General features: G+C 57.5%; 24 protein-coding genes and 1 tRNA gene. 10 read left to right on the top strand and 15 right to left on the bottom strand.

Annotated elements, in window-relative coordinates; all coding sequences use genetic code 11:
• Positions 1-85: 85 nt before the first annotated feature.
• Positions 86-1339: a tyrosine--tRNA ligase gene (gene tyrS, locus QE435_RS07945; RefSeq protein ID WP_306927961.1), complete on the top strand. Its 1254-nt coding sequence runs from the start codon at positions 86-88 to the stop codon at positions 1337-1339.
• A gap of 85 nt (positions 1340-1424) precedes the next feature.
• Here tyrS and QE435_RS07940 read toward each other — a convergent pair whose 3' ends face one another.
• The 5 genes from QE435_RS07940 to QE435_RS07920 all read right to left on the bottom strand — a co-directional run bounded on the left by QE435_RS07940 (position 1425) and on the right by QE435_RS07920 (position 3814).
• On the bottom strand, positions 1425-1967 hold the full coding sequence (locus tag QE435_RS07940; protein ID WP_349040865.1) for a lipocalin family protein: 543 nt from the start codon (positions 1965-1967) through the stop codon (positions 1425-1427).
• A gap of 75 nt (positions 1968-2042) precedes the next feature.
• Positions 2043-2486: a VOC family protein gene (locus QE435_RS07935; RefSeq protein ID WP_349040864.1), complete on the bottom strand. Its 444-nt coding sequence runs from the start codon at positions 2484-2486 to the stop codon at positions 2043-2045.
• Positions 2487-2558: 72 nt separating this feature from the next.
• Positions 2559-3134: a hypothetical protein gene (locus QE435_RS07930; RefSeq protein ID WP_349040863.1), complete on the bottom strand. Its 576-nt coding sequence runs from the start codon at positions 3132-3134 to the stop codon at positions 2559-2561.
• 89 nt (positions 3135-3223) lie between these two features.
• Positions 3224-3298 (bottom strand) — tRNA-Glu (locus tag QE435_RS07925).
• Between the two features lie 222 nt (positions 3299-3520).
• Entirely contained in the window at positions 3521-3814 is a 294-nt protein-coding gene (locus tag QE435_RS07920) for a DUF1127 domain-containing protein (protein WP_349040862.1), read from the bottom strand.
• A 94-nt stretch (positions 3815-3908) separates the two neighbouring features.
• Between QE435_RS07920 and QE435_RS07915 the strand changes: the two genes are divergently transcribed.
• From QE435_RS07915 to QE435_RS07905, 3 genes are all read left to right on the top strand, one after another.
• Complete coding sequence (locus QE435_RS07915) at positions 3909-5321, top strand: PLP-dependent aminotransferase family protein (protein WP_349040861.1); 1413 nt, start codon at positions 3909-3911, stop codon at positions 5319-5321.
• Positions 5322-5435: 114 nt separating this feature from the next.
• Entirely contained in the window at positions 5436-7670 is a 2235-nt protein-coding gene (gene purL, locus QE435_RS07910) for a phosphoribosylformylglycinamidine synthase subunit PurL (RefSeq protein WP_349040860.1), read from the top strand.
• Positions 7671-7689: 19 nt separating this feature from the next.
• On the top strand, positions 7690-7923 hold the full coding sequence (locus QE435_RS07905) for a BolA family transcriptional regulator (protein ID WP_003516012.1): 234 nt from the start codon (positions 7690-7692) through the stop codon (positions 7921-7923).
• A gap of 72 nt (positions 7924-7995) precedes the next feature.
• Here QE435_RS07905 and QE435_RS07900 read toward each other — a convergent pair whose 3' ends face one another.
• On the bottom strand, positions 7996-9150 hold the full coding sequence (locus QE435_RS07900; protein WP_349040859.1) for a hypothetical protein: 1155 nt from the start codon (positions 9148-9150) through the stop codon (positions 7996-7998).
• Positions 9151-9303: 153 nt separating this feature from the next.
• Here QE435_RS07900 and QE435_RS07895 point away from each other — a divergent pair, with 153 nt between their 5' ends.
• Positions 9304-9567: a hypothetical protein gene (locus tag QE435_RS07895; protein WP_349040858.1), complete on the top strand. Its 264-nt coding sequence runs from the start codon at positions 9304-9306 to the stop codon at positions 9565-9567.
• A 14-nt stretch (positions 9568-9581) separates the two neighbouring features.
• Here the strand turns inward: QE435_RS07895 and QE435_RS07890 are convergent, their stop codons facing one another.
• Positions 9582-10298: a polysaccharide deacetylase family protein gene (locus QE435_RS07890; RefSeq protein ID WP_349040857.1), complete on the bottom strand. Its 717-nt coding sequence runs from the start codon at positions 10296-10298 to the stop codon at positions 9582-9584.
• A gap of 186 nt (positions 10299-10484) precedes the next feature.
• Here QE435_RS07890 and grxD point away from each other — a divergent pair, with 186 nt between their 5' ends.
• Together grxD and QE435_RS07880 are read left to right on the top strand one after the other, a co-directional pair.
• Positions 10485-10820 carry a Grx4 family monothiol glutaredoxin gene (gene grxD, locus QE435_RS07885; protein WP_306927989.1) on the top strand — a complete coding sequence of 112 codons (336 nt, stop codon included), beginning with the start codon at positions 10485-10487 and terminating at the stop codon, positions 10818-10820.
• 137 nt (positions 10821-10957) lie between these two features.
• On the top strand, positions 10958-12166 hold the full coding sequence (locus tag QE435_RS07880) for a multidrug effflux MFS transporter (protein ID WP_306930146.1): 1209 nt from the start codon (positions 10958-10960) through the stop codon (positions 12164-12166).
• A 76-nt stretch (positions 12167-12242) separates the two neighbouring features.
• On the opposite strand, the gene QE435_RS07875 is transcribed toward QE435_RS07880, so the two are convergent.
• From QE435_RS07875 to QE435_RS07855, 5 genes are all read right to left on the bottom strand, one after another.
• A complete protein-coding gene (locus QE435_RS07875) occupies positions 12243-13067 on the bottom strand; it encodes an inositol monophosphatase family protein (RefSeq protein WP_349040856.1) in 825 nt (274 codons plus the stop codon).
• Between the two features lie 24 nt (positions 13068-13091).
• On the bottom strand, positions 13092-13922 hold the full coding sequence (locus QE435_RS07870; protein WP_349040855.1) for an inositol monophosphatase family protein: 831 nt from the start codon (positions 13920-13922) through the stop codon (positions 13092-13094).
• A 43-nt stretch (positions 13923-13965) separates the two neighbouring features.
• Positions 13966-14844, bottom strand: coding sequence for a tRNA 2-thiocytidine(32) synthetase TtcA (gene ttcA, locus QE435_RS07865; RefSeq protein ID WP_349041157.1), 879 nt, complete (start codon positions 14842-14844; stop codon positions 13966-13968).
• A gap of 68 nt (positions 14845-14912) precedes the next feature.
• Positions 14913-15842: a glutaminase gene (locus tag QE435_RS07860; RefSeq protein ID WP_306927993.1), complete on the bottom strand. Its 930-nt coding sequence runs from the start codon at positions 15840-15842 to the stop codon at positions 14913-14915.
• A gap of 59 nt (positions 15843-15901) precedes the next feature.
• Positions 15902-17770 carry a murein L,D-transpeptidase gene (locus QE435_RS07855; protein ID WP_349041156.1) on the bottom strand — a complete coding sequence of 623 codons (1869 nt, stop codon included), beginning with the start codon at positions 17768-17770 and terminating at the stop codon, positions 15902-15904.
• Positions 17771-18209: 439 nt separating this feature from the next.
• Here QE435_RS07855 and fumC point away from each other — a divergent pair, with 439 nt between their 5' ends.
• Positions 18210-19601, top strand: coding sequence for a class II fumarate hydratase (gene fumC / locus QE435_RS07850; RefSeq protein ID WP_349040854.1), 1392 nt, complete (start codon positions 18210-18212; stop codon positions 19599-19601).
• Positions 19602-19859: 258 nt separating this feature from the next.
• Positions 19860-20930, top strand: coding sequence for a GGDEF domain-containing protein (locus QE435_RS07845; protein WP_306927999.1), 1071 nt, complete (start codon positions 19860-19862; stop codon positions 20928-20930).
• Positions 20931-20976: 46 nt separating this feature from the next.
• Here the strand turns inward: QE435_RS07845 and QE435_RS07840 are convergent, their stop codons facing one another.
• Genes QE435_RS07840 through QE435_RS07830 form a run of 3 tightly spaced genes read right to left on the bottom strand, consistent with a single transcriptional unit; the run spans position 20977 to position 23859 of the window.
• Positions 20977-21585, bottom strand: a complete 609-nt coding sequence (locus QE435_RS07840) for a pyridoxamine 5'-phosphate oxidase family protein (protein WP_306928001.1) — start codon at positions 21583-21585, stop codon at positions 20977-20979.
• Positions 21586-21625: 40 nt separating this feature from the next.
• A complete protein-coding gene (locus QE435_RS07835; protein WP_306928004.1) occupies positions 21626-23443 on the bottom strand; it encodes a monovalent cation:proton antiporter-2 (CPA2) family protein in 1818 nt (605 codons plus the stop codon).
• Positions 23444-23478: 35 nt separating this feature from the next.
• Positions 23479-23859, bottom strand: a complete 381-nt coding sequence (locus QE435_RS07830; protein WP_306928006.1) for a DUF971 domain-containing protein — start codon at positions 23857-23859, stop codon at positions 23479-23481.
• Between the two features lie 237 nt (positions 23860-24096).
• Here QE435_RS07830 and QE435_RS07825 point away from each other — a divergent pair, with 237 nt between their 5' ends.
• Positions 24097-24777: an alpha/beta hydrolase gene (locus tag QE435_RS07825; RefSeq protein WP_349040853.1), complete on the top strand. Its 681-nt coding sequence runs from the start codon at positions 24097-24099 to the stop codon at positions 24775-24777.
• Positions 24778-24943: the final 166 nt, after the last annotated feature.

Below are 24943 nucleotides of genomic sequence, written 5' to 3'. Positions count from 1 at the left end.
GTAATTTTCCAAAAACAATGATAAAGCCGCTGCCGTTCACTGAAATGCAGTGAAGGTCACGACTAATCCCAGAAAGAAAAAGGTTATGTCCAGGTTCAAGTCCGATTTCCTCCGTACGCTCGATGAGCGCGGCTTCATTCACCAGATCTCCGATGAGGCAGGTCTCGACGAACTGTTCGCCAAGGAAACCGTGACCGCCTATATCGGCTATGACCCGACCGCGCCTAGCCTTCACGCAGGAAGCCTCATTCAGATCATGATGCTGCACTGGATGCAGAAGACAGGCCATCAGCCGATTTCGCTGATGGGCGGCGGCACTGGCATGGTGGGCGATCCGTCTTTCAAGGACGAAGCGCGTCAGTTGATGACCATCGATACGATCGAGAGCAATATCGCCTCGATCAAGCGGGTGTTTTCGAACTACCTCGACTACGATCGCGCGGATAAGCCAGCCTTGATGATCAACAACGCCGACTGGCTGCGTGACATCAACTATCTCGAGTTCCTGCGCGATGTCGGTCGGCATTTCTCGGTCAACCGCATGCTGTCCTTCGAGAGCGTCAAGACCCGCCTTGATCGCGAGCAGTCGTTGTCGTTCCTCGAATTCAACTACATGATCCTTCAGGCCTACGACTTCGTGGAACTGAACAAGCGCACCGGCTGCCGTCTGCAGATGGGTGGTTCGGATCAGTGGGGCAACATCATCAACGGGATCGATCTTGGCCACCGCATGGGGACGCCGCAGCTTTACGCGCTGACCTCGCCGCTCTTGACCACGTCCTCCGGCGCGAAGATGGGCAAGTCTGCCAATGGCGCTGTCTGGCTCAACCCCGACATGCTATCGGCCTACGACTTCTGGCAGTACTGGCGCAACACGGAGGATGCGGATGTTTCCCGCTTCCTCAAGCTCTACACCACGCTGCCCATGGACGAGATCGCTCGGCTCTCGGCGCTCGGCGGCTCGGAGATCAACGAGGTCAAGAAGATCTTGGCGACCGAGATCACCGCCATGCTTCATGGTCGTGAAAACGCAGAACAGGCAGCCGAGACCGCTCGCAAGACGTTCGAGGAAGGTGCGCTTGCCGATAACCTGCCATCGATCGAAGTGCCGAAGACAGAACTGGAAGCAGGCATCGGTCTCCTCTCGCTGATCGTGCGTGCCGGTCTTGCCGCGTCGAATGGCGAAGCCCGTCGTCACGTGCAGGGTGGTGCGGTGCGCATCAATGATGAGAGCGTCTCGGATGAGCGCAAGCTCATCGGCTCGGGTGAAGTGACGGCAGACGGCGTCATCAAGCTTTCGCTTGGCAAGAAGAAGCACATTCTGGTGCGCCCGGCTTAAGCCGGTTGCCGAAGTCTGAGGGCTGCAAAAGTGGCCCTCAGATCATTGCAGACCACACGGTCGTGCAGTCCCGAAATCTGATAACTCAAAACTCTGGAAACTCGAGCTTCGAGGTATCGTAGCCGAGTTCCTTTGCCTTCCTGACCATCACCGCAAGCTTGGCTTTAGATGGCACGGAGCGAGAGTAAATCCACAGGTTCTCCATATCCGGCGTTGCGCTGATGAACCACGTCTTGTCCGGCGAATTGTAAAGCACCCAGTAATTGAAGGTGATGAAGAGCGGATAGCGAACCCGCATCTTGGCCATAGTCGTCTTCGCGTCCGTCACCGTGCCAATACCCTCGACGGTCTTGAGCTTGCCGGTCGGCGAGCCTTCGCGGCACCCATCCTCGACCAGCACCTGACCCGGCGCAGAGCCGGGTTTGTAGATCGAATAGCCAGCAACGCAGCCATCGGTGAGCCACATGGGCGTTCTGCCGATTTCGAGCCACTTCCCGCGGTAGTGCGACAGGTCGGTCTGAGCGACTGCTGGCTTTTTCGCCGTCTCGGCCTGCGCAGGGGAAAGGAAGCTGATGCCCAAGGCGCATGAGACGAGGCCTGCGCCGGCCCATCGAAGCAATGTGTGCATACTGGTTCTCCGCAAAAGTGTCGCGGGAAACGCTCGCTTGACAGACCGGTTGCATCAACAAGATGGTGAGGAAGATCAGACCAAAGCTGCGCGCCCATCCGGATACTCCGCCGGTCCCTTCACCTCCAGCAAGTTACCGAATGGATCGTGGATATAGAAGGAATGCCCCATCCCACGTGCGCCGCCATGCATTGCCTCACGCTGGATGGTCACGCCATGATGTTCGAGATGCGCTCGCAAGGCATTATGCTCGAACGGGCCGGTCGCGATGCAGATATGGTCGACGTTGCGCCCACCCGCCACCGGCGGCGCGGCCTTTTGGCCGCCTGGATGAGTGATGTCCCACAGCACGATCAACGACGCGCCGCACCACACCTGCTCCATGCCGAGCGCCGGGTAGGAATAGCCCGGTCGGCAACCCAGAACCTCACGGTAAAAGGCGAGCGCCTTTTCCATGTCGTCGATGAGCAGGACGACATGATCTATTCCCACAAGCGAAAACAGCACATTCGATGTCACTAAATCCTCCCAGAATGACGGTCACAGCCATCACGCAATTGAGACTGGGGTCAACTGCAAAACCTGTCAGGCCTATTTCAGGAGAAGACTGGACAGAAGCTCGCCGACCGCGATGTCGTGACCAATCTCTATTTTTGGCAAAGAAAGCCGCAACACCTCGCGATCGACGAACCGATTGAACGCGATGGCACGTTGAGAGAACTTGTCGATCAGAAACCGTGCATCAGGTTCGCGGCAATCGTAATCGCTCTCTGCTTTGATCCGCCGCTCCAGCAGCCCCTCGACAGTCACAAGCCAGGTCGCCCGTACATGCTGCATGTCCAACTGCGCAACCAGTTCCGGCAAAAGTGCCGAGCCTTCCAGAACAAGAGGTTCGCCACTCTCGATCAGCGGCAGCACCAAAGGGCTCCACATGGAGCGATAATGGGCGAGCACGGATTGCATCATCTCATCCAGCCCCAAATCGCGATAGTGGTCGGCGACATGCGGCGGCGGTTGCTCAGGCGCATGGCGCCAAGGCCGCCCGGGATGCTTCGCCAGACTGTCGGTCGAAATGCAACGACAATTGAGATAATTCGCAGCGGCAGCGGCCAGCGTCGTTTTTCCGGCGTGGGATGGTCCGCCGATAAGAAACAATCGGGCAATCATGCGCGTCCTCGTGCTATTCTTGCAGGCGGCAGAACGCGCTACGAGTAGACATCGTCAGAGGCTATTTTATGGGAGAGTATAAAGCCAAGTGGCACGCCCTAGGGGAGTCGAACCCCTCTTTTCAGAATGAAAATCTGACGTCCTAACCGATAGACGAAGGGCGCGTGCGCTTGGTTTGTGGCGCCCTTATAGTCAGAGCTTTTCCATACCGCAAGCGGTAAAATGCACGATTTGACAAAAAAATGACATCGCCACCGCAAAGCCCTGGAAAACAAGGATTGCCTATTCAAAACAAAAGCTTGTTCGACACCAAAAAGCCCGCTGCACCGGTTGGGACGGGTGCTGCGGGCTTCTCATCTCGACGCTTCCACATCGAGAAGCTGTACTCAAAGCGAGCGCGTCCAGCTCGATAGAAGCGCCTTGCGCGACTCCTGATCGGCTTCTGCACGCGACAGGCCGATATCGACGAGCTGTTCAGGAGACAGATCGTAAAGGCTGAGGCGACTTTGTCGTTTGACATGCCAGAACGACATCCGCCGGAACACGCGCGTGAAAAAGCTTGGCGCTTCAATCGGCACAAATGGCTTGGCGGGCGTCATCCGATCACGGACGAGCGTCGTCACCTCTGACTCGGTGCCACCCTGTTCCGCTATTGCTAGATATTCTTCCATCCTGCGCATGATTGTACCTGCCTGGCGCTCTGCCCTTCCGTTTGATCTTCGGTGCAATCAATACAATTGACAGATCAAGGGGTACAATGCATATATTGTCACCATGACAAATTGGCTTCCAAACCTCGCAGACGGCTCCGGCCCGATTTATATTCGCCTTGCCGATCATATCGAATCAGCGATTGAAGATGGCCTTCTGGCTCCCGGCACAAAATTGCCGCCGCAACGAAATCTCGCCTATGACCTTGGTGTGACGATCGGCACGATCAGTCGTGCTTACTCCCTCATCCACGAACGCGGTCTCGTCAGCGGCGAAGTGGGCCGAGGAACCTATGTCAATGATCGAAAGCCCGGGGAAGCGACACAGAGGGCTGTCGAAAGCCCCTTCGGCGGAACCAGAGTATCGATGGCAGCGCCCGGCCAGATCTCCTTCAATGGCACCGCTGCACCAGACAATGGTCAGCAAGGAATTATTGCCGACCACGTGACTGAGATCGTCAAGGACAAGCCCTCGGAGATCATGGACTACACGCGCGCTTTCCCATCGTTCTGGACGGAAGCCGGTTCCCGATGGCTGTCTCATCAAGGATGGTCTCCGAAGCCTGAAAATATCGTCACGACGCTTGGCGCCCATGCGGGCGTGATGAGCATTATCACCGCCATGACCGCGCCTGGTGACCGAATCGTCTTCGAACCCGTCACCTATTCGCAAATCAGCCGCGCCGCCTCGCTTTCCGGTCGGCGGATATCGATCGTAGATATTGATGCCGATGGCATCATCCCGGACGAGTTCGAAAGGATCTGCGCACAGCAGCATCCAAAGATCGTCTTTCTGATGCCTGCGGGTCAAAACCCGACCTGCTCGACACTCCCGCTTGAGCGCCGCAAAGCGATTGTCGAGATCGCGCACCGATACAATGTCTGGATTGTTGAAGACAATCTCTATGGCGCGATGACCGGGAACGAATTGCCCCTGATCGCTGAGCTTGCGCCAGACAGAACATTTCTGGTCAATGGACTTTCCAAATCGGTCAGCGCTGGCTTACGGGGCGGCTGGGTGGCTTGTCCGCCCAACTTCGTCACACGCATTCGTGTCGCCCACAAGATGATGACCGGCGGCATCCCCTTCCTGATGGCGGAGCTTTCCGCCCGGCTGGTGATCAGCGGCGATGCCGATGTCATCCGAAAGGGATGTATCGACGAGATCGACGCGCGACGAGGCATCGTCAGTGAAACCTTGAAGGGCGTGGAATTCAACAGCGCGCCGGGCATCGCTTTCGTCTGGGTGAAACTCCCCGAACCCTGGCTTTCTGGCACGTTTCGCAACGCGGCGATGAACGAGAATGTCCTCATTGATGATGAAGACGAGTTCAAGCCGGCCCGGACGGACAGAATCTTCCATCGTGTGCGGGTGAGCTTTTCGCTGCCCAAGACCCATGACGAGTTGAAACGCGGGCTCAGCGTTCTAAGACGGCTCCTCGACAACGGTTCTGCCGGCTACGACAGCATCGAGTAAAGGTGCGCAAGACGCTGAATTGAAGGCTCGCAAAGGCATTTTCCTGTCGCAAGAGCGCATGTCTTAGGGTAAAGAACCGGAAATTCCCGTACCGGCTCGAACCCCGTGAGACCTATGACACTTCCAAATCATATTCAGATCACCCCGGAACTCGTTGCATCCCACGGGCTGAAGCCCGATGAATATCAGCGCATTCTCGACCTGATCGGACGCGAGCCGACCTTTACCGAACTTGGCATCTTCTCGGCCATGTGGAATGAGCACTGCTCCTACAAGTCCTCGAAGAAGTGGTTGAAGACGCTGCCGACAAAAGGTCCGCGCGTCATCCAAGGGCCGGGCGAAAATGCCGGTGTGGTGGATATCGACGACGGAGACTGCGTCGTCTTCAAGATGGAGAGCCACAACCACCCATCTTACATCGAGCCCTATCAGGGTGCGGCGACCGGCGTCGGCGGTATTCTTCGTGACGTCTTCACCATGGGTGCGCGCCCGATCGCTGCCATGAACGCGCTGCGTTTCGGCGCTCCCGACCACCCGAAGACGCGCCACCTCGTGGCCGGCGTCGTTGCCGGTGTCGGCGGTTACGGCAATTCCTTTGGTGTTCCAACGGTCGGTGGCGAAGTCGAATTCGACCCACGCTACAACGGCAACATCCTCGTCAACGCCTTTGCAGCCGGTCTGGCAAAGTCCGATGCCATCTTCCTGTCGGAAGCCAAGGGCGTCGGTCTCCCTGTTGTCTACCTCGGCGCCAAGACTGGCCGTGACGGCGTCGGTGGCGCGACGATGGCTTCTGCGGAATTCGACGAGTCTATCGAAGAAAAGCGTCCCACCGTTCAGGTGGGCGACCCCTTCACCGAAAAGTGCCTGCTGGAAGCCTGCCTGGAACTGATGAAGACCGGTGCGGTCATCGCCATTCAGGATATGGGTGCTGCCGGTCTTACCTGCTCCGCCGTGGAAATGGGCGCGAAGGGCGATCTTGGCATTGAGCTGAACCTCGATCAGGTTCCGGTCCGCGAAGAGCGCATGACCGCCTACGAAATGATGTTGTCGGAAAGCCAGGAGCGCATGCTTATGGTTCTAGAGCCCTCCAAGGAAGAGGTCGCCAAGGCGATCTTCGTGAAGTGGGGACTGGACTTCGCCATCGTTGGAAAGACCACGGACGATCTGCGCTTCCGCGTTCTGCACAATGGCGAGGAAGTCGCCAACTTGCCGATCAAGGAACTGGGCGATCAGGCACCGGAATATGACCGTCCATGGACACCCGCAAAGGTTTCCGCTCCGCTGTCCGAAACCGACGTTCCGGACGCCGATGTTACAGACGCGCTGGTCAAGCTCGTCGGCTCGGCCAATAATTCTTCGCGCCGCTGGGTTTACGAACAGTATGACACGCTGATCCAGGGCAACTCGCTGCAACTGCCAGGCGGCGACGCAGGCGTTGTGCGCGTCGAAGGCCACGACACCAAGGCGCTTGCCTTTTCCTCCGACGTCACACCGCGCTATGTCGAAGCCGACGCCTTCGAAGGCGGCAAGCAGGCCGTGGCCGAATGCTGGCGCAACATCACCGCCACCGGCGCGCTGCCGCTGGCGGCAACCGACAACCTCAACTTCGGCAATCCGGAAAAGCCGGAAATCATGAGCCAGCTCGTCCATGCCATCAAGGGTATCGGCGAAGCCTGCAAGGTTCTGGAGTTCCCGATCGTGTCGGGTAACGTCTCGCTCTACAACGAGACCAACGGCCAGGCCATCCTGCCGACCCCGACCATTGGCGGCGTAGGCCTGTTGAAAGACTGGTCGAAAATGGCCCGAATCCGTTTCGCTGCGGCGGATGAGGTCATCCTGCTGGCGGGTGCGCCTGAAGGTCTTGGCACCCACATCGCTCAGTCGGTTTACATGCGCGACATTCATGGCCGCATCGATGGCCCTGCCCCGCATGTCGATCTGGAAAAAGAAAAGAAGACCGGCGATTTCGTTCGCACCATCATTACCGAGGGTCTGACGAGCGCGGTTCACGATTGCTCGTCCGGCGGCCTGGCACTCGCCGTTGCCGAAATGGCGATCGCAGCCGACATCGGCGCGACGATCGACGCGGTGTCCGGCAACAATCCGATCCTGGCCTTCTATGGCGAAGATCAGGGCCGTTATGTGCTGACCGTCAAGCAGTCCGATCTCGAAACCGTCAAGGCGCAAGCCGCTTCGGCTGGCGTGTCGCTCGCAATTATCGGCAAGACTGGCGGATCTTCGGTAAAGCTGGGTACGGCGCGCGCGGTCGAGATTAAAGAATTGCGCAACCCCTATGAATCGTGGTTCCCTCAGTTCATGGACGGCGAGACACTCGTCGCAGCAGAATAAGAATTGAGGAGTAGACACCATGCCCATGAAGCCCGGCGACATTGAAGACATGATTAAAGCTGGAATTCCCGGAGCAAAGGTCACCATCCGCGATCTCGCCGGTGACGGCGACCACTACGCGGCTGAAGTCGTGGCAGATGCCTTCAAGGGCAAGACGCGCGTGCAGCAGCACCAGATGGTCTATGACGCATTGAAGGGCAATATGGGCGGCGTCCTGCACGCATTGGCGCTGCAGACCTCCGCCCCCGAATAAGCCTCTTTCGCTCAGCAACAAAAAGGCCTGCGTGATGCCGATCACGCAGGCCTTTTTCGTTTTGTCTTTCGGTTATTGAAATGCGGCGGCTGGCTCGTCAGACTTCAGGCCTATGAATGAGGCGGCTGGCAACGGACCGGCCGTCAGCAGCGTGAAATCGAAGCCGGACTTGCGGTCAGATCCCAGTACGTATTGACGATGCATGCGCAGGAAATTGAGCTTGTTCTTGCGGTAGCGCTCATCGGAAAGCGAATGCTTGAACTTGATCCGCACGATCTTGGGCTGTGTGGCATCCGCATGCCCCGTCAGATGCGCCGTGTTGCATTTGTAGAGATGGATCGGATCGGAAAGACACTGGATGTCGAACCACGTGACCTCAGCATGGCGCGCGAGCGTGCCGATGCTTTGCCGAAGGCGCGCAGCTTTTCCAACGAAAGCGCATTGGAGTGCTGCACCGCCCAGCGTGACGAAAGAAACTTTGCGTCCCTCGAACGCATCGGGTTTCAATTCCAGCACACGCCCTGCGACCGCGAGCGCCAGGCTTGCTCCCATGCTGTGCGATACGAAGAGTACCTCATCCGAGGACTGTCCGAGCGCGAGCAGGATTTTCTGCGCCTTGTCCTCGATCCAGGCACGCGCAACCGGCTCGTCGCGCCCCACCATGAGTGCAAACCGCCAGTCGGCAAAGAGGTGCAAGGTGTGAAACCGCCCGGAAAACGGGATGACGCCCTTATAGAAGAACAGCCATGCTGCCGGCGCGCTCAAAAGACAGAGGAACGGCGAAACATGCAGCAGCAGCGGCAAGACGGCAATCAACGCCGCAAGGACGAGACCCATCACGATCAGGAGATAGGGAAAGATGAAAAAAAGGCCGAAACGCCAGGCATGGCGAAAGTATCGAAAGGCTGCGCCGCTGGTGATGATCTCGACCCCGGCTTTGAAGCCGAACAGTATCTGCTTCCAGATCGGAGGCGCTCTCAAGGCCGAAATGATGCTGTTATGATCATGAATATAGATGTTGCTATTCGTCTCCTGGCCGTCGGAGATCGAGACCACCTCCATACGGCTCCCAGCCTCAGCCTCCTCGACAGGGCCGACCGTATAGTCAAGCCCGAAGGTCTTGCCGGATTGGACGGCACTGCGCTCGTAGCGACGATGATGGGCAGCAGCATCCAGCGGATCGAAGCCGGGAAAATAGAACACGAGACGGGACGATACAGAGGGCATGAAGGAGCCTAAGGGGTCAAAACCTGAAGGTTGCGAAGAGCCCAAAAGGATCGCTTGATACAATGGGTGTCGCCCATATAGTAAAGACCGTGGCTTAATTATGTTTTATACCATAAGCAGTCCCATGGATTTTGTTGCGGAGCGGAGAAGATCTTGTCGAAAATCGTTGATCAGATCATCGGGAGTGTTGTGAAGGGTGCCATGTCGGAGATCCTGTCGAAGACAGGTGTCCGAAAGACGCGACGCGCGCGAGGAAAGGCGAAAGCTGGCACAACGCTTGGCGGCGGTATTCTCGGCGGCATCCTGGAGGCGGCACTCGGCGAAAAGCCCGCACGAAAGGCGAAGCGGACGCCCGCCAAGAAGCAGGTCAGCAAACGCCGGACCGCTGCCACTCGCAGCAAGCAACGCGCGCGATAGGCCTGCGAGCTACGTTACTGCTGCTGGTGCTTCATCAGTTCCGACACCGTGACGAATTGGAAGCCGCGCTCACGCAAACCGTCGATGATCTTGGGTAGGGCCTGACGAGACGCTTCCCGGCTTCGATACATGACATGCAGCAGAATGATGGAGCCGCTCCTGGCGTTCTGGATCACGTACTCAGCGATTGCATCGGCATCCTCGGCGATGTCTGGATAGGATTCCGGCTCCACATCCCAGGTGATCGAGGTCCGCCCGGTTTGCGATAAGTACCATGGCAAGGTCAGAAGCTTCTTGCCATAGGGCGGCCGAAAATAGATCTCGCCCTGATAACCCGCCATGCGAATGGCACGATCCGTTCGCTCGATCTCGTCGCGCACCTTGTCGAACCCCATCAGGCTCATATTGGAATGGGAGAAAGAGTGGTTGGCGATCTGGTGTCCCCGCCGAACGATGTCGGCTGCGAGCGCCGGCGTTTCCTCCATCTCTCGGCCTGTGAGGAAAAAGGTCGCCTTGACGTTCTTCTCATCCAGCAGATTCAAGACGTCGCGCGTATAGCGAAGTGTGGGACCATCATCGAGCGTGAGAGCCACGAGAGGTTCGCTGGTCTCTACCCGCGGCACGATCGTTCCAAAGAGCTGATAACCACGCGCCTTGCTTAGCTGGAACAACCCAAAGACCAAGAGCAGGATCACCGCTACTCCAATGATCCAAACACCAAATTTGCGCATTTTGAGCCTCGGCCGGAGTTGAATGGAGCATCAGGGCACCACACCTTCGGGGCGGCATCATGACTATCTGTGCCAATTCCGACTGCCCTTGGTTTTTTCGCCTTTGCGACTGGAAATAACGACATTCCATGTTATTTAAGAACGAACGAAGCAGCGGCCTTGACCCGCATGTGAAAGGATTCAGCCATGAGCGGCATTCACGACCTGATCGACAACGAAGTGAAGAACAACGACATCGTTCTTTTCATGAAGGGAACGCCCCAGTTCCCGCAGTGCGGCTTCTCCGGACAGGTGGTCCAGATTCTCGATTATCTCGGCGTGGACTACAAGGGCGTCAACGTCCTTGCCGATGCCGATATTCGTCAGGGCATCAAGGACTATTCCAACTGGCCGACGATCCCTCAGCTCTACGTCAAGGGTGAATTCATCGGCGGCTGCGACATCGTGAGAGAGATGTTCCAGTCCGGCGAACTCCAGAGCCAATTCCAAGAACAGGGTATCAGCGTCCGCGGCGCGGCCTGATTTCGGCCGGTTCATCCGGCCCACCCTGATTGTCAGAAAACTATGCCAGGCGTTGCGTCATGCAACGCCTTTGCCGTTCTTTTTGAGGCAATCCTGTGACACATCCACCACAAACAACCGCTTCGCCCGCAGGCACTATGGGGCGCACGGAATTCATTGGGCTGGCCGCCATGCTGATGGCGCTCAATGCTCTTGCCATCGACATCATGCTCCCCGGCCTGCAGGAAATCGGCGCGTCCCTTGGCGTCGATAACGAGAACCATCGCCAGTATGTCGTCTCTGCCTATCTGCTCGGCTTCGGCATCGCCCAGCTCTTCTACGGGCCGATTGCGGATCGCTTCGGGCGCCGCAAGCCCATGCTGTTTGGCCTCGGCGTTTACATTCTGTCGTCCATCGCAGTGATCTTCGTGCCGAGCTTTGCCGGTCTTCTCGCACTTCGGTTTATCCAGGGCATCGGCTCTGCGGCCACACGCGTCATCACCGTATCCATTGTTCGCGATATCTATGGCGGGCGGCAGATGGCGGAAGTCATGTCGCTGATTATGATGGTATTCATGGTGGTGCCGGTTATTGCGCCGGGAACTGGCCAGATTGTCTTGTTCTTTGGCGACTGGCATCTGATCTTCGGCTTTATGGCCGCAATCGCGACCATCGTGACAGTCTGGATGTATATTCGGCTGCCCGAGACGCTTCGTCCCGAAGACGTGCGCCCGCTGACCGTCTCATCCGTCTTGAAAGGCTTCAAGATCGTTCTGACCAATCGCGTCGCGCTCTGTTACACCATCGCCAGCATGATCATCTTCGGCGCGCTGTTCGGCTTCATCAACTCCGCCGAACAGGTCTATAAGGGCATCTACGATCTCGGCGCCTGGTTTGCCGCCGCCTTCGCTGCCGTCGCGCTGTTCATGTCGCTGTCGTCCTTCCTGAATTCGAAGCTGGTCGGGCGCTTTGGCATGCGCAAGCTTTCGCATGGTTCGCTGCTCGGCTTCATCGCCATCAACTTCGTATGGTTGATGATGATGATCTTCGGCCCGCATCCATTGCCCTTCGCGCTCTTTATCGTGATGTTCGGTCTCGCGATGTTCCAGTTCGGTCTGATCGGCTCGAACTTCAACTCGCTTGCCATGGAGCCGCTTGGTCACGTCGCCGGAACGGCATCGTCTGTCATCGGCTTTCTTGGAACGGTGGGCGGCTCGCTGATCGGTGCGGGCATCGGTCAGGCGTTCAATGGCACGGCGCTACCTATGGTCAGCGGCTTCTTCATCGTCTCGATCTTCGGTCTTGTGTTCGTTCTGATCGGCGAGAAGGGCAAGCTCTTTCAGGCGCATAACAAGCCGACGCACTGAAACAGGCTTTTAAAGATAAAGAAAGGGCGCGGTTGCATGACAACCGCGCCCTTTCTTTTGGCTATCTTTGAGCCGATCAGACCGTGAAAATCTTCTCGCGCAGCACGGTCCATGTCTCCTTGTCCGGGGCCAGCAGCAAGCCCCCGCTTACATGGTTTGGCAGATAAGGAGATCCGTCGAAACGGGCCGCGTAGGCGCCCGCCTCCTGCGAGATCAGCGTACCGGCGAGATGATCCCAAGGCATCAGCTTGTTGTACATCAGGAAGTGCATGTGGCCGCCGCAGAAGATGCGGTATTCGTGCGCTGCGCAACGATAACTGGTGAAGAGCCTGACATCGGCGAGATTGTTCAAGAGGCGACGGCGCGTCTCTACCTCGAAGTAGCCCGTATTGGCGATACCGACCATCTGTGACAATTCCGGTGCCGGAACCACCTGCATTTGTGTTTGGGAGCCATCGGCGCTGCAAAGCCAGGCTCCGGAGCCTTTTTCTGCGATCACCCAGTCATTGCCCATCGGGTCGAAAATAATACCTGCGACCGTTTCGCCCTTGGAGACGACGCTCAGCATCACGCCGAACAGCGGCAATCCGGCTGCAAAGTTATAGGTCCCGTCAATCGGATCGACGACCACCGCAAGATCCGCGTCACCGAGCTTTTCCAGCAGCGAAGCGTCTGCCGCGACGGCTTCCTCGCCAATGAAGAGTGCATCCGGCATGAACTCGGCTACACGGGCGCGGATCAAACGCTCCGCTGCCTCGTCGGCCTCCGTCACCAGATCGATCGCCTCGGTCTTCACCCGAACGTCACCCTCACCGAGATTACGAAAACGCGGAAGGATTTCCACCGCCGCCGCCTCCTGTAGGGCGTTGGCAAGCGAGGCTATGTCGAGTTCGACGGACATGGGAGGTTCCTTTACATGTTCAAATCAAAGACCGAGAATGTCCCGGCGCAGCATCTTCCAGCTTTCCTTGTCAGGTGCAGAGAGGATGCCGCCTTCGGTGTCTCCCGGACGGTAGGGCGTGCCATCAAGCTTCGCCGTGTAGCCGCCCGCTTCCTGATGGGTTAGCACGCCTGCCAGATGGTCCCAAGGCATAAGCTTCTCATGGCCGATGAAATGCAGCTTGCCCGTCGCCACCAGCCAATATTCGTGCGCCGAGCAATTCAACGACAGCGCCATCTTCGTCTTGGCCATGTTTGCGGCAATCATCGGTCGGCGGTCGGGATGGCTGTGCCCCCACGAGAAAATGCCCACCATGTCCGCAAGACGGCCAACCGGTTCGGCGACACGCAGTTTCGCTTCACTGCCGTTTTCGCGCTTCAGTATGGCGCCTGCACCTTTGACCGAAACGATGCTGTCGCCCATCACCGGATCATGAATGATGCCAGCGACAGTTTCGCCTTTGACGGCCACGGCAAGCAGCGTTCCGAAGGCCGGAAAGCCGGAGGCAAAGTTGAACGTGCCATCCACGGGATCGATGACAAAAGCAAGCGGCGCATCGCGCAGCGCAGGGATGACGGAACGGTCGGCATCATAGGCTTCTTCGCCAACGATGTGGGCGGTTGGAAAGCGCTGCAGCAGGGCTGCAGTGATCTGCTTTTCAGCTCGGATATCGGCTTCCGTGACCAGATCGACAGCCGATGTCTTCTCGGAAATGTCCGAAGCGCTGAGATTGCGAAAGCGCGGCATGATCTCACTGACACCGGCATGTGCGACAGTTGCAACGAGGAAATCGATATCTGAATCGGAAAGGGTCATGAAAACAATCTGAGTTGGTGAGGAGTGCGCCTCCCCTACCCCTCTAGGATGACGGATCGGTGACAGTCAGGCCGGAAAAATCGAAGAGCTTCGTATCGAGCAGATGAGACGGATTGACGTGCGCGAGTGCACGCAACATCACGTCCTTGCGGCCAGGCATGCGGCGTTCGATATCGGCCAGCATATCCTTCATGGCATTTCGCTGCAAACCGTCCTGGGAGCCGCAGAGATCGCAGGGGATGACAGGAAACTCCATTGCCGCGGCGAATTTTGCCAGGTCGTCCTCGGCGCAATAGGCAAGCGGGCGCAGCACCATCAGATCGCCTTCGTCATTCATCAGCTTCGCTGGCATGCCAGCAAGCCGGCCGCCATGGAAGAAGTTCATGAAGAAGGTCTCCAGAATGTCTTCGCGGTGATGACCTAAAAGCAGCGCGTCGCAGCCCTCTTCGCGCGCGATGCGGTAGAGATTGCCACGGCGAAGGCGCGAACAGAGCGAGCAATAGGTTGCGCCTTCCGGCACCTTCTCTTTCACGATCGAGTAAGTATCGCGATACTCGATGCGATGCGGCATACCGATCTTCGTCAGATAGTCCGGCAGGATGTGTTTCGGAAAATTCGGCTGGCCCTGGTCAAGATTGCATGCAATCAACTCGACGGGCAGAAGGCCCCGCCACTTGAGATCAAGCAGCAGCGCCAGGAGACCATAACTGTCCTTGCCGCCGGAAAGACCAACGAGCCAGCGCTTCTGACCATTCAACATGCCAAAGTCGTCGAATGCCTGTCGCACGTTTCTCAACAGCCGCTTGCGCAGCTTGTTGAAGGAGACGGAGCGTGGCGCATCGGCAAAGAGCGGATGGGCACCACCAGCCTCTTCGACCTCGCCGGCGTCCTGAATGTCATCGATCTGTGCGGCAATGGTCATGGTCATCTCGCTGTCTCATCCGCTTGAACGCGGTTAACGACAGGGAATGCCCTCATATAGGCGCGAGATCAAGCCCCGAATACGGACCAGCCCATGCGGTTTGCCAGCATTTCAAGCGCATCGGAACCAAGAGCGGAGTTGCCAACCTTGTTGAGACCTGGCGACCAGACTGCGATCGATGCCTTGCCAGGTGCCACCGCCAGAATGCCGCCACCGACGCCGCTCTTGCCGGGAAGGCCGACGTGATAGGCAAAGTCGCCGGATCCATCATAATGGCCGCAGGTCAGCATCAGCGCATTGATGCGGCGCGCCCTACGATCCGAAACCACCGTGTGGCCGGTCAGTGGATTGCGTCCGCGATTGGCCAGGAAGAGCCCGGCCCGCGCCAGCTGAACGCAATTCATCGAGAGCGCGCACTGGTGGAAATAGACACCCAGTGTGTGTTCGACCGGATGGTGGATATTGCCGAAACTGCGCATGAAATTGGCGAGCGCGAAATTGCGGAAGCCGGTCGCCTGCTCGGATTTCGCGACCGTATTGTCGATCGAGATGGTGTCGTCATTGGCGAGATAGCGAACGAAGCGGAGCAGTTCACCGATGGCCTCTCGCGGCTGATGTCCCGCAAGCACCATGTCGGTCACAACGATCGCACCCGCATTGACGAACGGGTTGCGGGGAATGCCATGTTCATGTTCGAGCTGAACGATGGAATTGAACGAGGAGCCGGAAGGCTCGCGTCCGACACGCTTCCAGACGGATTCACCCGCCTTGCCGAGCGCCAGCGTCAGCATGAAGACCTTGGAGATACTCTGGATAGAGAATGGAACGACGGCGTCGCCTGCGATGAAGGTCTCGCCTTCAACTGTGGTGACGGCAATGCCGAACTGTTTCGGATCGATCTTGGCAAGTTCGGGAATATAATCCGCGACCTTGCCCTCCCCGAGGTGGTTCTTCATCTCGTCATAGATGGAGTCGATGACCGTCTGAATGTTTTGCATACCCTGCCCCGATACAGAAAAAGCGCCCGTGGGCGCTTTTACCAGATGTTTCAACCGCCTCAGATGGAGGTTGAGCGCGCCTTGGTGGTGGTGGCAAATGCCTTCATCACATAGCTGTCGCGATCGTAAACGTCGTCGAAATACTGCACCTTGCCGTCCTTGTCCGGCCAAGCGGTGAAGTAGGAGACATAGACCGGAATTTTCACCGGAACAGACACCGCGCGGTTTTCGCCGGATGCAATCTGCTTATTGACGTTATCGATCGTCGTGCCGAGAACGGCTGCGGCCATGCGACGCGGATCGACAAGACGGATGCAGCCGTGGCTCAGAGCGCGCATATCGCGGTTGAAGAAGCTCTTCGATGGCGTGTCATGCATGTAGATCGCATGGCTGTTCGGGAAGAGGATCTTCAGATCGCCCAGCGCATTGTCGCTGCTTGGCGGCTGGCGAACCGAGATCGCGTTGGTCGAACCATACCAGTTGACACTGGACGACGAGACGGTACGTCCATTGACCGAAACCTCATAGCCAAGGCGATCGAGATAGGATGGATCGTTGCGCAGCTTCGGCAGCATTTCGTTGACGATGATGGACTGCGGAACGCCCCAGTACGGGTTGAACTCGACAGTCTCGATTTCGTCCTGGAAGAAATAGGTCTGGTTGGTCTTCGAACCGATGACCACCTTCATACCAAACTGCTCTTTGCCCTGATCATGGTAATACGCCATGAAAGCAGGCTGATTGATGAAGACGTAACGGTCGCCGAGATCTGCCGGCAGCCAGCGAACCTGCTCCATGGCGACTTCAAGCTTGGCGATCTTCGCCTCGTTGCTGTCGCCCGTCATCGCACGAACCGTAGCGCGACCGATCACGCCATCGGCCTTCAGGCCGTTTTCGCTCTGAAACGCCTTGACCAGATCGACCAGTTCCGGCGTGTACTGCGTCGTCTGCTGATAGGCGGTCAGCGCAGATGCATGCTGCGACTTCAGCGTTTCGGATGAACGATGCTCGATCGCCTTCACCACATTGGCGAGTTCAGCATTATCCTCGCCAGGCTTCAGCACCAGATCGGAGCGGACGGCGATCTTGCTTTCGCCAGACTTGTCCTCGTCGCGAAGCTTGACCAGTTCCGCTTTCAGCGCCCGATATTCCGGGCTGGAAGGCTCCCGGGACTTCAGATAGGCGGTCACATCGGGGCTTAGCGCTGCAAGCTTCAAAACCGGAGCGAGATTAACCGTCTTGCGCTTGAAGTCATGATAGCCAGAGAGTTTGTTCGGATCGACACGACCACGGGTCGTATCCTGTACATAGCCCAGAACCTTCGCAGAAAGAGCAAGCTCGAACTGCATCATCGCGCGGTTGACTGGCTTGACCTCGTTTTCCGTGACGCTGACCGTCTGGACTTCTGCCTGCGGCTCATCGGCAATGCTTGCGGTCACGTCCAACGAGGGCGCCGAAATGCTGTAATCCGCCGGATCCAGCCCGCTGTCGCCCACCGTTTCAAAGAAAGCGAGGACGGCGGAGGCGCGTTCGTTGATATCGCCGTTGGAAACCCAGATCGGTTTTGCGCCGCTGGCGTAGTAAGCCTCGAGCGCCTTGGCGATTTCGGGCGTTGCGGAGATCTTAACGCCAGCATAGTCCGCACCGAACTTCGAAGTATCGACCGCGCGCGTGCCATCCGCCTTGTAGGTATAGTAGCGGGGACCGGAAATGCGCGGCGTCGGCTCTGGATCTATATCGCGGCCAGCAGGCGCGCTTTGCTGGACGACGCCCGGAAGGGCACGATCCTGTCTTTCGCGCTCGATCTTGCCGGGACCGCCACGAAGTAGATCCATAAGGGTGATGGCGCTGGCTGGTGCGGGAATGCCCGCAGAGACGGAAACACCGAGAGCCAGTATAAACGCCGCCGATTTTTTTCCTGAAGTGATCTGCAATTTAGTCCTCATTGCGTCCAGCGCCGTGATCCATCGAAGCGCGCGTAAAAACATTGTTTGTCTAGCCGATTGGCCTTCGCTTGAAAAGAAAACGCGCAAAGTCCGATCTCGTGCCAAAATCGTCCTGCCCTTTGGCAAAAAAACTCCGGCAATCTCCTTAATTTTTGGCAGGAATAGTTAAATTTCTCTTTAATTTCGAAGCATTGCGGCAAGATGTTTTTTTACCAGTCAGGCATGCCGCGCCATCGAATTGTCGGTTTTTCGGACGTTACCCAAAAGTCACGCCAATTGACTTTCGAATGTGCGGCAAAATCTGAGGTCCCGCGGCGAGTGAGGCTTTCCAGAGTTGCGGGATAGCTCTATATGTCGGCCCGCGCGCAAGACGAGCTCAAACCGCCGCCTTGCCAACGAACACAATGGAGAGGCACGCACGATGACAGCCACACGCACGGAAACCGATACTTTTGGCCCGATCGAAGTCGCCAGCGATCGCTATTGGGGCGCGCAGGCCCAGCGCTCGCTCGGCAATTTCAAGATCGGCTGGGAAAAGCAGCCCATCTCCGTTATTCGTGCTCTCGGCATCGTCAAGCAGGCAGCTGCACGCGCCAATATGGCGCTGGGCGGTCTCGACGCGCAGCTCGCCGAGACGATCATCAAGGCGGCTCAGGAAGTCATCGACGGCAAGCTGAATGAGCATTTTCCCCTCGTGGTCTGGCAGACCGGTTCGGGCACCCAGTCCAACATGAATGCCAATGAAGTGATCTCCAACCGGGCCATCGAAATGCTCGGCGGCGTGATGGGCTCAAAGAAGCCCGTTCACCCGAACGATCACGTCAACATGAGCCAGTCGTCCAACGACACCTATCCGACGGCCATGCATATTGCCTGCGCCGAGCAGATCGTTCACCACCTGCTACCAAGCCTGAAACACCTTCATGCCGCGCTCGACAAGAAGGCGAAGGACTTCGCCCACATCATCAAGATCGGCCGCACCCATACACAGGATGCAACGCCTCTGACGCTCGGCCAGGAATTTTCCGGCTACGCCGCTCAGGTCGCTTCGTCGATCAAGCGCATTGAACTGACGCTCCCCGGCCTCTGCGAACTGGCACAGGGCGGCACCGCCGTCGGTACTGGCCTCAATGCTCCGGTCGGCTTTGCCGAAAAGGTTGCCGAAGAGATTGCCACCATCACCGGCCTGCCGTTCGTGACCGCGCCGAACAAGTTCGAAGCACTGGCAGCGCATGACTCGATGGTCTTCGCCCACGGCGCGATCAACGCGGCGGCTGCAGCACTTTTCAAGATCGCCAACGACATCCGCTTCCTCGGCTCTGGGCCACGCGCCGGTCTCGGCGAGCTATCGCTGCCGGAAAACGAGCCCGGTTCCTCGATCATGCCAGGCAAGGTCAACCCGACCCAGTCCGAAGCGCTGACCCAGGTCTGCGCCCACATCTTCGGCAATCAGGCGGCCATCACGTTTGCGGGATCGCAGGGCCACTTCGAGCTCAACGTCTATAACCCGATGATGGCCTATAACTTCCTGCAGTCCGTTCAGCTCTTGGGCGATGCAGCCGTGTCTTTCACCGACAATTGCGTGGTGGGTATCGAAGCGCGCGAAGACAACATCCGCAAGGGTGTGGAGAACTCGCTGATGCTGGTAACCGCGCTCAACACCAAGCTTGGCTATGATGCCTGCGCCAAGATTGCCAAGACCGCGCACAAGAACGGGACGACGCTGCGCGAAGAGGCTGTCGGCGGCGGATATCTGACGAATGAGGAGTTCGACCAATACGTCCGCCCGGAAAACATGATCGGGCCTAAGTAATGACAATGGTCAGACAACGGGTCCGCTTCCGTTGTCTGACCACCTCATCTATTTCTGATCGGTCTTAAATACTGTTTACATTTACTAATTTTCGTAGATAAAACTTTGTGAGCCTTAAACTAGATTCCCTGCTCTCGCGTGAGTCTCGGAGACGGCTAAGCCAACCGACTTTTCCATGCAGCATCGACAATCAGTTGGGGAACTATTGTTGACGGAGCATCGGCCAGAATAAAATATTGGACGATCTGGGGACGCATCATGAGTACGGGACCAACACAAATTATGCCCGGCGCCGACGTGGCAAACCAGATCATGCATGCCATGCGGACCATGGGTATCTCGCCCATTCCCCGCAATTACAATCTATTCTACGAAGCCTTTATCGGATCCAACCCTGCTCTGTCGAAGGAGCTTCTTCAACTTGGCAGCAGGGCGACCCAGGAAGAGCTGGACGAACTCGGTACCCGCTACTTCAACCACAGCCACAGCAAGATCATCGAGACGGTTCACGAGAAGCTGCATCTCGAGTTGGAAGCTCTCCTGACTGTGCTGAAGCACGAACAGTCTAGCCTTGAGAAATACAATCGGCTGCTGGATGAAACACGCGAACGCATCACTGCCAAAAGCGCGACGAGCACCTCGCTGGTCGGCGTGGCCATCGCGATCCTGTCCGAGGCCACCGGAAACAAGATCGCTCAAGGAGAGAGCAGTTCCAAGGATCTGGACCGGCATGCCGAAGAAATGCAGCAAGTTCGTCTTGAGCTGGATGAATATAAACGCATCGCCAACACCGATTCGCTCACGCGTCTTGCCAACCGCCGAGCCTTCGATGAAAAGCTCGCCGCGACCTACGACACGAGCTTCGGACTTCACCTCTCATCCCTGATCCTGCTGGACATCGATAACTTCAAGCGCGTCAACGATACCTACGGCCACCCGGTTGGCGACAAGATTCTCGCGAGCGTGGCGTCTGTCATCCGCAAGTCGGTCCGCAAGGACATCTTCGTCGCCAGAAACGGAGGCGAGGAATTCGCGATCATCGTCGACAATATGAATGCCGAGGAAGTAAGGGACATGTGCGAGCGGATTCGTCTCTCGCTCGAGAAGACCCCGTTCAAAAACTCGAAGACCGGCGTGGATTACGGCCAGATTACCGTTTCGATCGGATACGCCATGGCCTCACAGGCGCAAAGCCCCGTCGATCTTTACGCACACTCGGATGTCGCGCTCTACAACGCGAAGACATCCGGCCGCAACCGAACGGTCATCTTCGAAGAGGGCATGCAGAAAAATTACTCCGGCAAAAGCTGGTTGATCTACCGCACGTAAGAGCTGAGTTTCCCAAGGCGCCAAGTGGCCGCGAAGGCATGCGCCGTCACCACATGGTTTTCGCTGCGCGCTCAGGCCATTCCTTATCGTAAGTCTCCTTGTCGAAATCCGCTTTTGCGGCTTTCAGCAATGCGCCGGGTGTGGGAAGCGACGCGGGATCGATGAAGTGTTCAGGGTTCCAAAGCTCAGAACGGATCAGCGCGCGAGCACATTGGAAGTAAACCTCCTCGATGGTCACAACGGTTACGGTGCGCGGGTTCTTTCCGTCCATTACGAAACTTTCCAACAGCGCCGGCTCCGCTGATACCACCGCCTTGCCATTGATACGCATCGTTGTTGTCGAACCGGGGACCAGGAACATGAGCGCCACACGCGGGTCGCGCACGATATTCATGAGGGAATCGACACGGTTGTTGCCGCGCCAGTCCGGCAGCAGCACGGTTTTCTCATCCTGAACCCGCACGACACCGCCCTTGTCGCCGCGAGGCGAGCAGTCCATTCCTTCGGGACCGACGGTCGCCAGCGCAAGGAAGGGAGCCGCCTCGATCATCTTGCGGTATTCGGGCGTTAGAGATGAGGTGACCTTGACCAGAGATGCCTCAGAGCAACCGTCGTAGATTGCCTTCAACTCCTCCACGGAACGAATAATACCCATCTCCCACACTCCCACTTCCAGTCTTCGTTACCAAGAAACGTCAGCCGCTTGCCTCTGCTTCTTCACGTGCTTCGCGTTCCGCCCGCTCACGAGCCGTCCTGGCGGCAACGAGATCGGCGGGAGATGCATTGCCACGCATGAGTGACCGGCCTGCATAGATACCGCCGACAATTTCCATCGCAAAGCGTTCAGCGTCAACATCACGGAACTCTTCGACCAGACGCTCGGCGGTTTCGTGTGCCTCACCTACGGATGTCAAAACCTTGCCAGTGAAATCGAGCGCGGATTCGTAGGTTTCGCGAATCTGATAATCAACACCGGCCTTCACCAGATCGATGGCATGTCCGCGGTCAAAGGCGCGCGCCAGAACCGGCACCAGAGGAAACTCGTGCTTGACGATCTCGGCAATGCGAACCGCTGCCTCCTTGTCGTCCACGCATATGAGAATTGCGCGGGCAGTGCCCGCTCCTGCGGCATGCAGGATTTCCGATCGTGCCCCATCGCCGTAATAGACCTTGAAGCCGAAATCGGCGGCATCGCGAACGAAGTCTGCGTTCTTGTCGATCAGCGACAGGGTGTAGCCACGCGCCAGCAAAGGCTGGCTGACGATTTGGCCGAAGCGGCCGAAACCGATGATAAGGATGCTGCCCTCGACATTTTCCGGAAGTTCAAGACCATCCGTGTTGGGCTTTGCCGCCGGCATGATCCGATCATGCGCAATCACCATCAAAGGCGTCAGGATCATCGAGATGATGATCATCGCCGTCAGCACCGCATTGGTTTCTGCATCGAGAATACCGGCAGCGGATGCAGCGGAATAGAGCACGAAGGCGAATTCACCACCTTGTGCCATCAGCACGGCCCGTTCGATTGCCTCACGCTGACAGGTGCCGACGAGGCGTGCCACACTGTAGATCAACAATGCCTTGACGAACATGTAAGCGATGACGCCGACGACCACGATCTTCCAGTTCGCAGCAATCACCGAAAGATCGATCGCCATGCCGACGCCGAGGAAGAAGAGCCCGAGAAGAATGCCGCGGAACGGTTCGATATCGGCTTCCAGCTGATGACGAAAGGCCGACTCGGAAAGAAGCACGCCCGCAAGAAAAGCGCCCATGGCCATAGAGAGCCCGCTTACCTGCATCAGCAATGCCGACCCAAGAACGACAAGCAGAGCCGCAGCCGTCATCACCTCACGCGCGCCGGAAGAGGCGAGCAATCGGAAGAAAGGATTGAGCAGATAGCGCCCGGCGAAGACGAGCGCGACTGTGGCAGCCAGGGCGATGCCGATCGAGGAAAGCCGCTCCGTCATCGTGACTTCTTCGCCGCCACTACCGAGGAATGTGATCAGCACCAGAAGTGGCACGATTGCCAGATCCTCGAAGAGAAGGATGGCGATGATCCGCTGCCCTTTCAACGTCGAGAGGCTGTTGCGCTCCTGAAGCATCTGCATGACGATGGCGGTGGATGTCAGGACGAAGCCAGTCCCCGCCACGAAGGATGGAATGACAGCATAGCCGAACGCCACGCCGATCATCGTCAGGCCGCCGATACACACCATCACCTGAAGTGCGCCAAGACCGAATATGTCCTTGCGCATGGACCACAGCCTCGAGGGCTGCATTTCGAGACCGATGATGAAGAGGAACATCACCACGCCAAGTTCGGCGATATGGATGATCGCCTGCGGATCGGAAAATGCACCGAAGCCGAACGGCCCTATAACAAGACCGGCCGCCAGATATCCAAGAACCGAGCCGAGACCGATGCGTTTGAAAATGGGTGCGGCCACCACACCGGCGGCCAAAAGGACGACCACCTGGGCCAGATCATTCGCATTTCCCTCGACGGCCAAGTGTCACCTCTCTGTTCAAATCATATGCAACTTCCCTAACGGAACCGCGGCTCTCTGCTCAAGCCTTTTTCCGCAAGTTCCTGTTCGTAAGCCTGGAACAGTGCGTCTCCCTTTTCACCCAATTCCTGAAGATACCGCCAGGTGAAGATGCCGCTATCATGCCCGTCATCAAAAGCGATGCGCACCGCGTAATTGCCCGTCGCCACCACGTTACGGATGGCCACATCGCGCTTGCCCGGCACCGTGATCTTCTGCCCGGGACCATGTCCCTGGACCTCCGCGGACGGCGATAAGACACGCAGCATTTCGGCAGGAAGCGCGTGAGAGACACCATTGTCGAACACCACCGTCAACTGCCGACGGTCCTTCGAAACCCGCAATTCGGTGGGCCAAGCCTGATTGTCACTGCTGCTCATGATTTCTGATCGTTCTACCGAGGTGTGAAGAGTTCGCTGTCGGCGGGTAAGTCCCGCGACAATCCGTCATAGCAGTCCCTGGCGACAATGGCTATTGTGCGAAGTCAAAGGTTTAATGCGCAAGTCAACGCATATTGCTAACAGCGCAAAAGTCAGAGAGGATCGTGGAACCAGCGGCTTCAGCACGCACAGTATTCCTCAACGGTCATAGCCCGGTGGGGTGTGGTAGAAACTGAAATGGAACTTCTACTGTTACACGCGCTCCCTTTGGACGGGACAATGTGGGCCAAGCAAATGGACCTCCTGCCCGGAGCAACCCATGCCCCGACCCTCTACGACTTCGGAGACCATATCGAATCCTGGGCAGAAAAAGCATTGTCACTGACGACCGCCAAGCGCCTCGTCGTAGTCGGTTGCTCCGTGGGCGGATCTTGTGCACTTGAGGTAGCCGCTCTTGCGCCAGACCGGGTCAGCGCACTTGTCCTCATCGGTTCTAAGGCTTGGCGACGGCGAGACCTCGTCTATCACTCCTCTGCTCTGCAAATACTGGAAGAGGAAGGTCTTGAACTTGCGTGGTGGAAATCTTGGAGCCCACTTCTCTCCAAAAAGGCTTCGCCCGAAGCGATCGAGGCGACCAAAGAGATCGCCCTGCGTCAGTCCCCAGAAAAAGTAGCGCGAGGTGTGAGAGTCTTTCATACACGTCCAAGCCGCGAGGATGTTCTCACAAGTTTTTCCGGTCCGGTCGCTATCGTCACGGGATCCGAGGATATCGCTCCTGGGGTCGAGATCAGCAGAAAGCAGGCAGACATGGCGAGAAGGGGTCGCTTGCACGTTATTCCCGACTGCGGTCACTATGTTCCGATAGAGAAGCCGGAGGTGCTTAACTGCATTATCCGCCGCGTCCTTGAGACCGCTTGACGAATCGATAGCCGCTGGACATCTTGGTTTCGGCGTGGCCTGCGCCCAACCTCTCAGACCTTCCCCAGCATGGTCTTCAAACGAGGCAAAGGGACTCCTGTCTCAGGCCGCTTGTCTTGGTCCGATCGTGCCGGATGGTTGCTGGGGAACGACGTCCGGGACGTGA

The sequence above is a fragment of the Agrobacterium sp. SORGH_AS 787 genome, from assembly GCF_030819035.1.
Classification (GTDB): Bacteria; Pseudomonadota; Alphaproteobacteria; order Rhizobiales; family Rhizobiaceae; genus Agrobacterium; species Agrobacterium larrymoorei_B.
This window is presented reverse-complemented; position numbering and strand designations above follow the sequence as displayed.